Origin of the sequence: Duganella sp. CT11-25, assembly GCF_047302815.1 — a bacterium.
Taxonomy (GTDB): domain Bacteria; phylum Pseudomonadota; class Gammaproteobacteria; order Burkholderiales; family Burkholderiaceae_D; genus Rugamonas.
In genome coordinates, this window is record NZ_JBKBFD010000001.1 from 5,928,860 (window position 1) to 5,941,940 (window position 13,081).

The window sequence follows — 13,081 nt, forward strand, 5'->3', positions numbered from 1 at the left end:
TTGTAACGGCTAGGCCGCCACGCACCGGGCCGGCTCGGGCCGGGGCCGCGGGTGGGCCGGCTTGCGGGCGACGATGCCCAACGCGCGCAGCGTTTGTTCATCGATCTCGATCCAGCAGCCGAAGATGCGCTTGCCGTCCGCCAGCGACGGCGGCCCGGCCCGGCGGCTGTTGACGCCCATGCGTTGCAGCAAGCGCTCGATGCCCATCGGCGATACGGTGATCAGGCGCTTGGCGCCGTTGATCCATGCGGCCTGGACGGCGGCGGCCAGCAGGCGGCGGGTGTTGGCTGCCGCTTCGGCCGATGAGCTCTGCGCCAGGCTGGCGGCGGCAAAGCGCGACAGCTCCCAGACGTCGGCGGTGCGCGGCACGGCCTGGTCGCCCATGAGATGGGCAAACACTTCGCTCAGCAGGTAGGGCGCGGTGGTCGGCAGCAAGCGGGCACAACCGCATATATCGCCCTGCGGGCCGCGCGCCACCACATACAGCGTTTCCGCATGGTCGAACTGGTCGCGCTCCATGCCGTGCTCCACCGGCAACTGCCATCCCAGGCGCTCGATGAAAATCTTATAGCGGTAGGCGGCGATCGCGCCCTCCAAACCGGGGGCGAATTCGGATGATTTCCCAATCAATGTCTGCATGTCGTGCTCCGAAGTAATGGACCGCAGCCATTACACCCGTCTTTGCGGGCGTAAGTAACTGTCAAGTCTGACAGGCGACAAACAGGATTTCTTGAGGACGTCAGCCGCCGGCGGGCGCCTGCGGCAGCCCCAGCACGTCGAGCATGGAATAGCGGCCGGGAGGGCGGCCGCGGGTCCAGTGCGCGGCCTGGAGCGCGCCGCGCACGAAACCGAGCCGGTCCGACGCGCTATGGGACAGCGCCAGCGTTTCACCGTCGCCGGCGAACAGCACCGTGTGCTCGCCGACCACCGAGCCGCCGCGCAGCGTGGCGAAGCCGATGGCGCCGGCGCGGCGCGCCCCGGTCTGGCCCTCGCGCGCCAGCACCGCCTGCGTCCGCAGGTCTTGCCCGCGGCCCCGGGCCGCCGCCTCGCCCAGCAGCAGCGCCGTGCCGGACGGCGCATCGACCTTGTGCTTGTGGTGCATTTCGAGGATTTCGATGTCCCAGTCCGCGGCCGGCAAGGCGCGCGCGGCCTGCCCGGCCAGGAAGCCGAGCAGGATGACACTCGGGCTCATATTGCCCGACACCACCAGGGCGGTGGCTTGCGCGGCCCGCGCCAGGCGCCGCTCCTGCTCCGGCGTAAAACCGGTCGTGCCGATCACGTGGGCGACGCTGCAACGGCCGGGGGCGGCGGCCAGTCGCGCCGCCGCCGCCGGCGTGCTGAAATCCAGAATGCAGTCGGCGCCGGCCAACGCGGCGGCGACGTCGTCGCTGGCCGGCACCCCGGCCGGCGCCAGGCCCGCCAGCGTGCCGGCATCCTGCCCCAGCCACGGCGAGCCGGGGCGCACCAGCGCCGCGTGCAGGCCGAGGCCGTCGGTCTCCACAATCTGCCGGATCAGCATGCGGCCCATGCGGCCCGCGGCGCCGGCGACCACCAGCCGCATCGTCTGTTTGCTCATCTGTTTCCTCGATCGCCCGGTCATTCCTTCAGCATGGCCAATTCCTGCCGCGTCAGCACGGGGGTGAAATCGGTCACATCATACGCGACGATGCCCTCGCTCAGATACGAGTCCTCGGCCAGGATGCCGAGCAAGCCGGCGCGGTCGACGCCGCGCGCCAGGATCAGGCCGCCGGACTGGTCGCGCTTCGGGCCGGCCAGCAGGAACACCCCGGCCGCGATGTATTTGCTGGCCCAGGCCACGTGGCTGTGCTGGTGCGGTTCGGCCAGGGCCTGGTCTTTCACGTAGACGGAATTAATCAGAAACATGATGCTCCTTGGGTGGTGGTGGTGGGGATGCGACGACGAACGCGCGCTTGATCAGATCGCCGATCGCGACGAGGCTGCCCGGCGCCAGGCCGGGAAATGTCCACGCCGCGTCCGCGTCGTGCGCGCCGCCGCACGCGACCTGCGCCGAGAAGCCGGCGCCGCCGGCGCCCGTGACGGTGATCGAGCGCACCTGCGCGGGGTCGACGGCGATCGGCGCGGTCACGCAGCCCTGGCGCGACAGCCGGCGCAGCGTGGCCGGGTGCGCCGCGCCGGCGGCGTCGGTCAGCACGCAGGCGAGGCGGGCGGCGTCCAGCGGCGCATAACTGTCGTCGGCCGACAGGAAGATGTCGCGCAGCTTTTCAAAGCGCGGCATGGCGATCACGGTGGCCCTGGTGTCGATCTCCGCCAGCAGCGCGCCGCGCTGATAGAAGGCCACGCGGTAGTGCAGCTTGCGCGGCCGGTCGCCGGCCGGTACGTCCAGCTCGTCGACCACCAGTTCGATCGGATACATCAGCTCGGCATGCATGTGGAAGCGGGCGTCCAGCTGGTTCAGGCTGACCGTGATCTCGCCCTTGACATAGGCGCTGGACGCGTACAGGTGGTGGTACACGGCCTGGCGCTGCGCCTCGATCAGCATGACGCCGGGCACGTGCTCATGGGTCTTGCGGTAGAAGAAGTAGTGATCGGCGCGGTTGATCAGCAGGTAGGAACTGGAGCGCCGCCGCGGCCGCAGCGCCTGGCAGAAGCGGTCGACCTCGGCGCGCGCCAGCGCCGCCGGCAGCACCCGCTCGGCCCACTGGTAGGGCGCGCCGCGCACCGCTTGCCAGGCGTCGTCGGCCGGCGCCCGGGCGCCGTCGGCGCCGGCCAGGCATCCCTGCCGGCCGTCGCCGGCGCCGTACAGCGCCGGCCAGGGGGCGGCGCTGGCGGCGAGCTGGTCCGGGTCGAGCCGGAGCGGCAGCGCCGGCCGGTAGTTGCTGATCAGGACATCGTCGGCGGAATCCTTGTGCAGCAGCTTGGGAGGGATTTCAATCAGGTTCATAGGGCTTCCTATCGGTGGAGGCGGCGCTTAGCCGCCGGGGGCGCCGGTCAGCGCAAGCTGTTCGAGGTGGGCGATGAAGGCAGCCGGCGCGGCGGCCGGGCCCTGCAGGCAGACCACGCCGTCCGGCCGCATCAGCACGGCGTCGCCGCCGTCGCCGAACAGCTGGCGCGCGGCGACTGCGCCGATCGCGCCGCGCGCCAGCGCGAGCGCGCGGACAAAGCCGAAGCGCCGCAGGCGCGCCTGCAGCGCGGCCGGCCACGGCGCCGCCGACAGCAGCACGTAGCCGGCGCAGTCGATCAGGTCGTAGCTGCAGCGCAGCGGGCCGCCGTCGTCGATGTCGAAGAAGGGGATCAGCCGGCCGACCAGCGGCCCCTTGCCCGGCACCAGGGGCCCGGGCTGATAGCGCTGCGCCAGTCCGGAGAAGTTGAGCGGGTAGTCGCGGGCGATCTTGCCGCGGTTGACCATCTTCGGCAGCCAGCCCTGCAACGGTCCGTGCTCGTCGCGTTCGAGCCGCAAGATCAGCCTGGTGGTCAGGTCGGTGCTGGCGATGAGCTGCTGCGAAATGGCGCGCCTTTCATCGGTGTACGACTGCAGGATGTTGTCGCGGTAGCGGCCCTTGAGCACGCCCGCCATTTTCCACGCCAGGTTCAGCGCGTCCTGGAAGCCGGTGTTCATGCCGAGTCCGCCGACCGGGCTGAACAGATGGCAGGCGTCGCCGGCCAGGTAGACCCGGCCGGCGTGGTAGCGGCTGGACTGGCGGTTGTAAAACCGCGATTCCGATTCCCAGTAGACGGCGTCGACCCGCACGCCCTCGGGGCCGTACAGCTCGACCATCCGCTGGTAGAACGGCAGGTCGCCGGCGCCGGCCGGCCAGACATGCTCGCCTTCGGACTTGATGATCACGCGGTGGTTGCCGTTCGCTTGCGGGATGATCAGGAACAGGCTGTGGTCGCGCACGAAATAGTGCACCTTGCCGAGGTCGCCATGCCAGCGGATCTTGCCGTCGAACATGAAGAACTTGACGCCCATGTCGGCGCCGGAAAATTCCAGCCCGAGCAGTTGGCGCACGGTGCTGCGCGCGCCGTCGCAGCCGACCAGATAGTCGCACGCCAGCGGCGCGCCGCCGGCGTGGTGCACGGTGACGCCGTGCGCGTCCTGGTCGAAGCCGAGCAGCTCGGTGCCGCGCCGGATCACGCCGCCGGCGGCGACGAAGCTTTGCTCGAGCAGCGCCTCGGTTTCCGGCTGCGACAGCCCGAGGATGTAGTTGTACCGGGACGGCAGGCGGCGGTAGTTGACGCGCATCAGGCGGCGGTTCTTCCAGTACAGCAGCAGGTCGCGCACCGGCTTGCCGGCCGACAGGAACGGCGACACGATGCCGGCCGCGTGCAGGATCGCCAGCGAGTACGCGTTCATCGACGACGCCTTCGATTGCGCCGAGCGCGCGCCGTGCTTCTCGAGGATCTGCACCGAGACGCCGTTCTTCCTGAGCAGGTAGCCCAGCAGCAGGCCCACGGGCCCGGCGCCGACGATCACGACGTTGCAGCTTGGATCGGAAATGGACATGCTGGTCGCTCCTTATTTGGCGCTCTGCGCCAGGTGGGCGCCGGCCGGCTGGCCCTGGCATAGGGCGCAGCCGCCCTGGCGGATGAAGATGTCGGCCAGCGCCCGCGCGCCGTGGCCGTTCAGGTGGTTGGTGTCGACATACACTGGCCGGCCCTGGTAGACGAAGCGCTCGCGCGTCAGCTCGCGATAAGCGCGCGACAGGTCGATCCAGTGGGCGCCGGGCATGCCGCGCACCATCTGCTCCATCAGCGCATTGCCGCGGTTGCCCTGGGCCACGGCGTTGGCGCCGACCTGCACGCCCAGCCACGCCAGCAGCGGCGCGTGCTGCATCGAGCGGTCGATGACGGGGCTGTCGTAGAAGAAGTAGACCGGGGTGGCGCCGGCGATGCGGCGCAGCGCCTGGTCGCGCAGCCGCGCCGGCGCCTCGGCCGTCTTCGAGAACAGGTTGTAGTCGCCGTAGAACAGGTTGAAGGCGTTGACGACGAAGATGGCCTGGTAGCGTTCGTGGTGGCGCTCGATGTAGTCGAGCAGCCGGCGGCACTGCTCGTCGCGCTCGGCGGTGCGCACGATGCCCGGCGCCCTGGCGGCCAGTCCCCATTCGGCGATCTGGCAGGCGCCCACTTCGTACGACGTCACCGAAAAGCCTTCCCGCTTGGCCAGCGTGTCGATGAAGCCGCCGAGCGCGGCGCCGTGCGAGTCGCCCACCATCAGCACCGCCGGGCCGGCCGACGCGCCGATGGCGCAGGCCCGGTCCACCGCGTCGCGCGACATGCCGCGGCTCACCGTTTCCCAGCACGGCGCCACCCAGCCCTCGGTCAGGTGCTGGTTCTGGCCGTTGACGGTGGCGTTGGTGTATTGCGCGCCCAGCACCGGCGGAATGCCCAGCTCGGCCACCCCGGTCAGCATCAGCACCGACGCCATGGCGCCGGCCGACAGCGCGGCATAGCCCGCCAGCAGCGGCCGGAAGCCGGCGCTGGTGCGCAGCAGCGGCCGTTCGACGTAGCGGTAGGTCAGCGCCGTCAGCGCCACGATGACGGCGAGGTCGGCCATCATCCATGCCGGCGGCAGGTCGTTGTCGCCGAGGATGAAGCGCGACGCCGACAACACTGGCCAGTGCCACAGGTAGAGCGAATACGACACCAGGCCGGTCGCCTTCAGCCACGGCAGGCCCAGCGCCCGCGCCGCCCAGGTGGCTTGGTGGCAGTACAGCAGCATGGCGCTGCAGACGCAGGGCGCCAGCGCCGCCAGGCCCGGATAGCGGTCGCCGCGCAGGTAGACGAAGCACAGGGCGAGGCCGGCCGCGCCGGCGCCGGTCAGCGCATTGGCCAGCCGCGGCGGCAGCTGGCGGCGCGGCAGCACGGCGGCCAGCGCGCCGATCGCCAGTTCGCCGAAGCGCGGCAGCGAAAAGAAGTAGGCGCCGTCGCCGACGCCCGGGGTGTCGACCCAGTGCTGGCCGAGGACGAAGCACGGCGCGGCGATGGCGACGGTGAGCGCCGGCAGCAGCAGCGGCGCCAGACGGCCCGGCGGCAGCCGCCGCTTGAGCGCGAAGGCGCAGGCCAGCAGCGGCGGCCAGATGAAGTAAAACTGTTCCTCGATCGACAGCGACCAGAAATGCAGGAAGAAGTTCTTTTGCGTGTCCTGCGTGAAGTAGTCGCTGGTGTGCTGGTTGTACAGCGAGACCAGCGCATATTTCCCATTGTCGAGCAGCATCGAGTTGAGCTGGCTGGCCAGCAGCGCCGTGACGCCGAACACCAGGATGAACGCCGGGAAGATGCGCTTGATGCGGCGCCGGTAAAAATGCGTCCAGGAGAACTGCCCGGCCGTCATCTCGGCATCGAGGATGCGCGTGATCAGGTAGGCTGAAATGACAAAAAACACGTCGACGCCGGCGAAGCCGCCAGGCAGCCAGGCCGGGTTGAAGTGGAACAGCATCACCGACAGGACCGCGATTCCGCGCAGTCCGTCGATGTCGCCGCGACGAGCGTCTGCAAGCATGGTTTTTTCCTTGTTCCGGTTGGGCGTGCGTCAGGCCGGTTGCGGCGCGGCGGCGCGCTCCGGCACATCGACGGGGAGGAGGAAGCGGGTGGCGGCCAGGTCCAGCCTGGCCGCCGCCAGCGACAGGCCGACGCCGAAGCCGCACAGCACGGCGTTGTCGCCGGCGCGGCCAGCGCCGTCCATGGTCGACAGCAGCAGCGGGATGCTGGACGGCCCGGTGTTGCCATAGTGTTGGACGTTGATGGGCACGATGTCCCGCGGGGCGCCGATCAGCTTGCGCAGATAGTTGAGCATGAAGCTGTTGGCCTGGTGCAGCGCGATCAGCGACACCGCCGGCTGTTCGATGCGGCAGAACGCCAGCAGCTCGGCGATCAGCCGCGGCACGCCGTCGAGCGCGAAGTTCATGATTTCCGCGCCATCCATCCGCAGGTGGCCGACGCCGCCGCACGCCTGGTCGGCATAGGCCAGCGGCGTGTGCAGGTGGCGGCCGCCCCCGCCGTCGGTGCGGATGGCGAAGTCGAACCCGCCGTCGCCGGCCTCGATCAGCGAGGCGCTGGCGGCGTCGCCGAACACCATGCGGACATGGCGGTCGCCCGGATTGAGCAGCTTGCTCGTGACGTCGCCAGTGCACAGCAGCACGCGCCGGCAGCCGCCCGCGCGCACCAGCATGGCCGCCTGGTACAGGCCGTAGACATAGCCCGAGCAGCCATAGTTGATGTCGAAGGCGACGCAGCCCGAGGGCAGTCCCAGCCGGTGCTGCAGGCCGACCGCGACGCCGGGCATCAGCTGGTCCGGGGTTTGCGTGACCACCACCACGGCGTCGATGCCGGCCGGGTCGACGCCGGTGGCCGCCAGCAGGTGCGCGGCGGCGGCCGCGCACAGGTCGCCGGTGCGCAGCCGGCCGGCCAGGCGCACCGTCTCGACGCCGGTGCTGTGCATGATGCGCCGCACCTCGCGCTCGCCGAACTGGTCCGCCAGCGCGGACAACGGCATGGCGGTGGCCGGCAGCGCGGCGGTCACCGCGCTCAGCCGCACGCCGGGGATGCCGACGTTCATGGCGCGACCGCCGCGTCCTGCGGTTCGCGCTCCAGCAGGCGCTGCAGGTCGCCGACGGTCTGCAGCCGCGCCAGCGCTTCGGCGTCGACCGTCACGCCGTACAGGTCGCGGATCGCAACCAGCAGCGAGATCTTGGTCAGCGAGTCCCAGTTGGCGAACTCGTCAAGCAGCACTTCGGGCTGCAGCGCCTGCACGTCGATCTCCAGCAGCGCCGCCAGTTCGCGGGACAGGGGTTCCAGGTTCATATGATGCTCCTATGCTAGTTTGCGGTCTTTTTTGAAGCGCTCGGTATGCAGCGGGGCGGTGGCCAGCAGCACCTTGCGCGGAATCTGGAACGGTTCCAGCAACTCGCCGCAGCGCTGGTAGAGCCGGGCCTTGAACTGGTCCAGCGGCTCCGGACTGGACAGCGTGAAGGTGGCCTTGATCAGGTTGCCCGCGATGGCGTGCTTTTCATGGCCGACCACGACGTCGGCCACGTTGGGCAGCGTGCGCAGCACGTTCTCTATTTCGCTGGGAAACACCTTCTGCCCGCCGACGTTGATCAGGTCGGAGCGCCGCCCCAGGATCCGGTAGAACTCGCCGTCGCGCACCGCCATGTCGCCGGTCTTGAAATAGCCGTCGTCGGTGAACGGGCTGGCCGCGTTGATATAGCCGAGCATGGTCGTGTTGCTCTTGATTTCCAACATGCCGTCGACGATCCTGACCTGGCAGCCGGCGTCGCCCAGCGCCAACCGGGTCGAGCGCGACGATTCCGAGCGGGCCGGGATCACGCCGGTTTCCGTCAGGCCGTAACTTTGCGACAGGCGGGTGTCCGGCAGCAGCCGGTGCAGCGCCTGCAGCGCGCTGTCGGGCATCGGCTCCGAGCTGTAGTTGATCACCTCCAGCGAGCGCAGGTCGTGCTGCCGCGCGGCGCCGCTGAGCAGCAGAAAATTGATGAAGGTGGGCGAGGTGGTCAGTGCCTGCACCCGGTGGGCGGCGATCGCGCGCGCCACGTCGAACGGCTGGCGCGACGCCGGAATCACCAGCTTGCCGCCGTTGAACAGCACGTAGCACAGCGCGTTGAGCCCGCCGATATGGTCGAACAGCAGGAAAGCGATGCTGGTCAGGCAGCGCTTGGGCCGGGTGTGCCGCCGCAGCAGCGGCAGCACGCGGTGCACGCTGGCCTTGGGCTGGCCGGTGGTGCCGGAAGAGAAGATCACCAGGCCCGGCTCGCCCTCCTGCGTCAGCTGCCGCAGCAGCGGATGGGTGGCCGTCGCCGGCCGGCGCTGCCAGCGCGCGGGGCCGTCGCCGTCGCATTCGACCAGCCACTGCGCCTGCGTCAGGGCGGCCAGTTCCTGGCCTTGCTCGGCGTTGCGGTTGGTCATCAGCGCCACCGTGTTGTTGCTGCGCCAGAGCGCGATCAGCAGGCCGATCGCGGCCGGCGAAAAATCGGCGGCCAGGCAAACCACCGCGCCGGCGCAACCCAGCGCCTGCAACTGGCGCCCGGACTGTTCCACATGGGCCCGCAACTCGCCGTAGGTGGTGGTCTGGTCGCGCCACACGATGGCGGGGCGCCCGGGGGCGTCGTCGAAGCGGCACAGCAGGTCGTCGATCGGCGTCATACGCCACCCAGATAGATATTCTGGCCGGTGACGAAGCTGCTCGACGGCGACAGGAAGAAGTCGACGACGTTGGCGACGTCGGCCATTTCGCCGAAACGGGGAATCGCCTGGCGCGCCAGCAGGCGCTGCATCTTGTCCCTGGGCACGGAGCGGATCAGGTCGGTCTCGATCGGCGTCGGACCGACCGCGTTGACGGTGATGTCGAACGCCGCCAGCTCGCGCGCCAGCACCTCGGTCATGGACTTGACGGCGGCCTTCGAGGTCGCGTAGATGGCTTCGCCCTCCAGCTTCAGCGGCGTGGCGACCGTGGTGAAATTGATGATGCGGCCGTATTTCTGCGCCGACATCAGCTTGGCCGCCTCGCGGCAGAACAGGAAGGTGCCGACCACGTTGGTGCCGAGGATCTCGTGCACCGTCGACAGCGGCGTGAGCATCGCGTGGTTCATGCTGGCGATGCCGGCGTTGTTGATCAGGTGGTCGAGCCGGCCGTGCTCCTTGCGGATGGCGGTGAAGATCGCCTTGACCGCCTTCTCGTCCGCCACGTCGGCCAGGTAGTGATGGTAGCCGGGCAGGCTCCAGTCGACCTCGGTCCTGCTGCAGCCGATCACGGTGTGGCCCAGGCCGACATAGTGTTCGGCCAGGAATTTGCCGATGCCCTTGCGGGTGCCGGTGATGAGCGTGACCGGTTTATTCGGCATGTTGTTCTTCCAGCATCAGTTCCTGGATAAAGCCGGTCAGGCTGGCCACGGTGGCGAACGGGCTGCGCCGGGAGGACATGGCGCGGTCGCTCGCCAGCGTGACTGCGACGCCCATTTCCGATTCCAGTTTTTCTTCGATCGCGACAATCAGCGAGACCAGCGACATCGAATCGAGCTGGCCATGCTCGCCGAATAGGGCGGTCTGGTTTCCTGCCGAGCAATTCACGGGGTCGGATAATAGCGGGGTAATATCCGCGATGGACCTGAATATAATGGAAGCGATTGCGTCACACATGGGCTGATCCTTGAATAGATTGGGACGTTACGGTTAATTGCTGCCTATCGCAATGGAATGTACCGTTGAAATATGGATTGCCGGAAGCTGTTAAATTTGACAGTGCGGGCGATGTGCCGCCATGCGGATGCCGAATACAGGCACTAAAATATTTTTCGCGAAATATTGATTGCCGTTGCTTTGCGCCGCAGCCACTTGCCGCCCTTGTCCCGGTCGGCGGCAGAATTAATTATAAAAAAAAGTCCTTTCAGCTGAATTTTAACTATCCAAAGTAGGGATACATAAAATTTAATTTTCATATACTATTGCCGTTCCAATAACTCACATTGAAATCCAAAATGAATACTTTGCAAGAGGAGTCCATAGATGCATTGTTGAGCGCGGGTGAGGAGCAGGAACTTTTTGTCCGCATTGCCAAGATTGGCGCCGAGATGGGATTTGAACACTGCGCCTACGGGGTGCGCATGCCGGTGCCGATTTCCCGTCCCAGTGTGGCGCTGTACAGCAACTATCCCACCGAATGGCAGCGGCGCTACCAGGAGTGTTCGTATATCGATGTCGATCCGACCGTGCGGCACGCGATGCGCTCGACCTTGCCGGTGGTGTGGTCGGACCGGCTGTTCGAGCCGGCCCGGGCCATGTGGGAAGAGGCGCGCGCGCACGGCCTGTCGGTGGGCTGGGCGCAGGCTTCGCGCGACGCCAGCGGCGGCGTCGGCTTGCTGACCTTGTCCCGCAGCGCGGAGCCGCTGAACGAAGCGGAGCTGTCGAAGCACCGGGCCAAGATGGCGTGGCTGACGCATTATGCGCATGCCGCCATGGCCAAGCTGCTGGCCCCGAAGCTGAGCCCGGAGACCAGCGTGGCCGTGACGGCCAGGGAAAAGGAAGTGCTGCGCTGGACTGCGGAGGGCAAGACCGCCTATGAGATAGCACAAATCCTGTCGATCTCGGAACGGACGATTTGCTTTCATATCAACAACATCGTGTTCAAGCTGGGCGCCTCGAACAAGATCCACGCCGCCGTGAAGGCGGCGACGCTGGGCATGCTGTTTTGAGGGGGCGCCGGCCGGCAGCTGTCAAGTTTGACAGCTGCCCTATTTGCCTGCACTGATTTACATTCACTCGTGCCGCTGTGCCGCGCTGTTTCCTTACTGGCAGCCGAACCTTAATCCTTTTTTGATAGCCTATCGAGAATCTTATGAATATATTGATCGTGCATGCGCATCCGGAACCGCAAAGCTTTAATGGTGCATTGACGCAAACCGCAGTGAGTTATTTGACCAAAAGCGGCCATCAGGTGACCGTGTCGGATTTATATGCGATGGATTGGGAAGCTAAATCCGGCCGCGGGAATTTCAAAGCATCGGTCGATGCCGCTTATTTTAAGCAGCAGGCGGAAGAGGCATTTGCCAGCGAAAATAACGGCTTTGTTCCGGAAATTCAGCAGGAGATCGACAAACTGTTTGCCTGCGATATTCTGATTCTGCAATTCCCTTTATCCTGGTTCTCGATGCCGGCCATTATGAAGGGCTGGGTGGACCGCGTCTTCGCGCTCGGCGCGGTGTATGGCGGCGGCGCCTGGTACGACAACGGCAAGTTTGCCGGCAAGCGGGCGATGATTTCGCTGACCACCGGCGGCGGCGCCTCGATGTACGGCCCGGACGGCATCAACGGCGACATCGATACGTTGCTGTTCCCGATCCAGCACGGCGTGCTGCGCCTGACCGGTTTTGACGTGCTGCCGCCGTTTATCAGCTGGGCGCCGGCCAGCATCACGCCGGAAGCGCGCGAGCAATATCTGCGCGACTACGAGAAGCGCCTGAAGGACTTGCTGCAGACGCCGCCATTGAGCTTTGCCAGCCTGCATGACTACGATCCGGAAACGTTCCGCCTGCGCGCACCGGAGCTCGAAGCGGTCAAGTAAGCCACCAGCCACCTATCAGGCCGTGCCTTTCGCCAGTGAGCGGGAGGCGCGGCTTTTTTTTCAGAAAGCGTCCAGCATGGCGAATTTTCGCAAGATTAAGAATATTGCAATCGATACCAACGGGGTGTTGCTCAATGATGTATATAGCGGCGCCATCCAGCGATTCGTTGAAAAGCACGGCGGCGTCTACACGTCGGCGCTGGAGCGGCTGGTATTCGGCTCGCCGCATGTGGCCGGCGGCCATATCATGTCGCTGGCATGCAATCTTCCCTGGTCCGCGCAAGAGACGATAGAGGCCTTCCTCGCCGAACAAGCCGATTACGCGCGATCGCATCCGGTTCGGCTTCAGCCCGGGGCCGAGCCGTTCCTGCGCCTGCTGCACGCCACCGGCGCAAGAGTCACGACCTACGGCGGCAGCGCCAGGGACGTGGTGTTCGACCGCCATTGCGAGCCGGTGCGGCATTTTCTGGATCCGGAGCTCCCCTACGTCAACATGGGGCCGTTCCGTCCGGGCATGAAGGAGATCGCCAGCCGTTTCTTCCACTGCGACTACGATGAAATCCTCTTTATCGACGATCTGAACAGGGTGGGCGAGGTGGCGCAGGCGCTGGGCAGCGGCTTCATCGGCGTGGCCGGCGCCATGTTCCAGCGCGAGCAAATGCAAGCTGCCGGCGTAACGCACATCGTCGATACGCTGGAAGAGATCGACTTGCCGATGCTGCTGGAGATAGACGAGGCGCTGCAGCGCGGAACGCTGTGGCCGGCCAGGCGCGCGGCGCCCCGCCATGACTTCGCCACCGCATAAAGCGCGGACCGCAAAAGACAAAAGGGTTACAAGCATGCGCTTGTAACCCTTTTATTTTGCTGCGAATTCGGTGGGGTGGCTGATGGGGCTCGAACCCACGACAACAGGAATCACAATCCTGGACTCTACCAACTGAGCTACAGCCACCACTGATTTACCTCACATATTCAGCTTATCGCTGAACAGGTGCCGAATTATACAAGGCTGTTTTGAATCCTGCAAAT

Annotated in this window: 14 protein-coding genes and 1 tRNA gene; 3 read left to right on the forward strand and 12 right to left on the reverse strand. The window is 66.6% G+C overall.

What is annotated here, in order from left to right; all coding sequences use genetic code 11:
• Nucleotides 1-9 precede the first annotated feature (9 nt).
• The 11 genes from ACEN9F_RS25550 to ACEN9F_RS25600 form a co-directional block, all read right to left on the reverse strand.
• A complete protein-coding gene (locus ACEN9F_RS25550) occupies nucleotides 10-639 on the reverse strand; it encodes an acyl-homoserine-lactone synthase (protein WP_413424590.1) in 630 nt (209 codons plus the stop codon).
• 100 nt (nucleotides 640-739) lie between these two features.
• On the reverse strand, nucleotides 740-1,576 hold the full coding sequence (gene dapB / locus ACEN9F_RS25555; RefSeq protein ID WP_413424592.1) for a 4-hydroxy-tetrahydrodipicolinate reductase: 837 nt from the start codon (nucleotides 1,574-1,576) through the stop codon (nucleotides 740-742).
• Between the two features lie 20 nt (nucleotides 1,577-1,596).
• On the reverse strand, nucleotides 1,597-1,884 hold the full coding sequence (locus ACEN9F_RS25560) for a YciI family protein (protein ID WP_413424594.1): 288 nt from the start codon (nucleotides 1,882-1,884) through the stop codon (nucleotides 1,597-1,599).
• Entirely contained in the window at nucleotides 1,871-2,923 is a 1,053-nt protein-coding gene (locus ACEN9F_RS25565) for an AfsA-related hotdog domain-containing protein (RefSeq protein WP_413424596.1), read from the reverse strand. Before ACEN9F_RS25565 ends, ACEN9F_RS25560 begins: the two co-directional genes overlap by 14 nt.
• Before the next feature lie 27 nt (nucleotides 2,924-2,950).
• Nucleotides 2,951-4,486, reverse strand: a complete 1,536-nt coding sequence (locus tag ACEN9F_RS25570; protein WP_413424598.1) for an FAD-dependent monooxygenase — start codon at nucleotides 4,484-4,486, stop codon at nucleotides 2,951-2,953.
• 12 nt (nucleotides 4,487-4,498) lie between these two features.
• Entirely contained in the window at nucleotides 4,499-6,481 is a 1,983-nt protein-coding gene (locus ACEN9F_RS25575; RefSeq protein WP_413424600.1) for an acyltransferase family protein, read from the reverse strand.
• A 30-nt stretch (nucleotides 6,482-6,511) separates the two neighbouring features.
• Nucleotides 6,512-7,537, reverse strand: coding sequence for a 3-oxoacyl-ACP synthase III family protein (locus tag ACEN9F_RS25580; protein ID WP_413424602.1), 1,026 nt, complete (start codon nucleotides 7,535-7,537; stop codon nucleotides 6,512-6,514).
• Nucleotides 7,534-7,782 carry an acyl carrier protein gene (locus ACEN9F_RS25585; RefSeq protein ID WP_413424604.1) on the reverse strand — a complete coding sequence of 83 codons (249 nt, stop codon included), beginning with the start codon at nucleotides 7,780-7,782 and terminating at the stop codon, nucleotides 7,534-7,536. The genes ACEN9F_RS25580 and ACEN9F_RS25585 overlap by 4 nt, the downstream gene beginning before the upstream one ends.
• 9 nt (nucleotides 7,783-7,791) lie before the next feature.
• Nucleotides 7,792-9,138, reverse strand: a complete 1,347-nt coding sequence (locus ACEN9F_RS25590; RefSeq protein ID WP_413424606.1) for a class I adenylate-forming enzyme family protein — start codon at nucleotides 9,136-9,138, stop codon at nucleotides 7,792-7,794.
• Nucleotides 9,135-9,836, reverse strand: a complete 702-nt coding sequence (locus tag ACEN9F_RS25595) for an SDR family NAD(P)-dependent oxidoreductase (protein ID WP_413424608.1) — start codon at nucleotides 9,834-9,836, stop codon at nucleotides 9,135-9,137. Before ACEN9F_RS25595 ends, ACEN9F_RS25590 begins: the two co-directional genes overlap by 4 nt.
• On the reverse strand, nucleotides 9,826-10,062 hold the full coding sequence (locus tag ACEN9F_RS25600) for a hypothetical protein (RefSeq protein ID WP_413424610.1): 237 nt from the start codon (nucleotides 10,060-10,062) through the stop codon (nucleotides 9,826-9,828). The genes ACEN9F_RS25595 and ACEN9F_RS25600 overlap by 11 nt, the downstream gene beginning before the upstream one ends.
• Nucleotides 10,063-10,469: 407 nt before the next feature.
• Here ACEN9F_RS25600 and ACEN9F_RS25605 point away from each other — a divergent pair, with 407 nt between their 5' ends.
• The 3 genes from ACEN9F_RS25605 to ACEN9F_RS25615 all read left to right on the forward strand — a co-directional run bounded on the left by ACEN9F_RS25605 (nucleotide 10,470) and on the right by ACEN9F_RS25615 (nucleotide 12,857).
• Nucleotides 10,470-11,183, forward strand: a complete 714-nt coding sequence (locus ACEN9F_RS25605; protein WP_413424612.1) for a helix-turn-helix transcriptional regulator — start codon at nucleotides 10,470-10,472, stop codon at nucleotides 11,181-11,183.
• A 143-nt stretch (nucleotides 11,184-11,326) separates the two neighbouring features.
• The gene (locus tag ACEN9F_RS25610; protein ID WP_413424614.1) at nucleotides 11,327-12,052 is read left to right on the forward strand and encodes an NAD(P)H-dependent oxidoreductase; all 726 of its coding nucleotides are present in this window, start codon (nucleotides 11,327-11,329) and stop codon (nucleotides 12,050-12,052) included.
• A 76-nt stretch (nucleotides 12,053-12,128) separates the two neighbouring features.
• Entirely contained in the window at nucleotides 12,129-12,857 is a 729-nt protein-coding gene (locus ACEN9F_RS25615) for an HAD family hydrolase (RefSeq protein ID WP_413424616.1), read from the forward strand.
• A gap of 71 nt (nucleotides 12,858-12,928) precedes the next feature.
• On the opposite strand, the gene ACEN9F_RS25620 is transcribed toward ACEN9F_RS25615, so the two are convergent.
• Nucleotides 12,929-13,004, reverse strand: a tRNA-His gene (locus ACEN9F_RS25620).
• Nucleotides 13,005-13,081 lie beyond the last annotated feature (77 nt).

Excerpts from the sequence above, each read along its gene's own strand:
- ACEN9F_RS25550 (WP_413424590.1), bottom strand. The coding sequence starts at position 639 with ATGCAGACATTGATTGGGAAATCATCCGAATTCGCCCCCGGTTTGGAG.
- dapB (WP_413424592.1), bottom strand. The coding sequence starts at position 1,576 with ATGAGCAAACAGACGATGCGGCTGGTGGTCGCCGGCGCCGCGGGCCGC.
- ACEN9F_RS25560 (WP_413424594.1), bottom strand. The coding sequence starts at position 1,884 with ATGTTTCTGATTAATTCCGTCTACGTGAAAGACCAGGCCCTGGCCGAA.
- ACEN9F_RS25565 (WP_413424596.1), bottom strand. The coding sequence starts at position 2,923 with ATGAACCTGATTGAAATCCCTCCCAAGCTGCTGCACAAGGATTCCGCC.
- ACEN9F_RS25570 (WP_413424598.1), bottom strand. The coding sequence starts at position 4,486 with ATGTCCATTTCCGATCCAAGCTGCAACGTCGTGATCGTCGGCGCCGGG.
- ACEN9F_RS25575 (WP_413424600.1), bottom strand. The coding sequence starts at position 6,481 with ATGCTTGCAGACGCTCGTCGCGGCGACATCGACGGACTGCGCGGAATC.
- ACEN9F_RS25580 (WP_413424602.1), bottom strand. The coding sequence starts at position 7,537 with ATGAACGTCGGCATCCCCGGCGTGCGGCTGAGCGCGGTGACCGCCGCG.
- ACEN9F_RS25585 (WP_413424604.1), bottom strand. The coding sequence starts at position 7,782 with ATGAACCTGGAACCCCTGTCCCGCGAACTGGCGGCGCTGCTGGAGATC.
- ACEN9F_RS25590 (WP_413424606.1), bottom strand. The coding sequence starts at position 9,138 with ATGACGCCGATCGACGACCTGCTGTGCCGCTTCGACGACGCCCCCGGG.
- ACEN9F_RS25595 (WP_413424608.1), bottom strand. The coding sequence starts at position 9,836 with ATGCCGAATAAACCGGTCACGCTCATCACCGGCACCCGCAAGGGCATC.
- ACEN9F_RS25605 (WP_413424612.1), top strand. The coding sequence starts at position 10,470 with ATGAATACTTTGCAAGAGGAGTCCATAGATGCATTGTTGAGCGCGGGT.
- ACEN9F_RS25610 (WP_413424614.1), top strand. The coding sequence starts at position 11,327 with ATGAATATATTGATCGTGCATGCGCATCCGGAACCGCAAAGCTTTAAT.
- ACEN9F_RS25615 (WP_413424616.1), top strand. The coding sequence starts at position 12,129 with ATGGCGAATTTTCGCAAGATTAAGAATATTGCAATCGATACCAACGGG.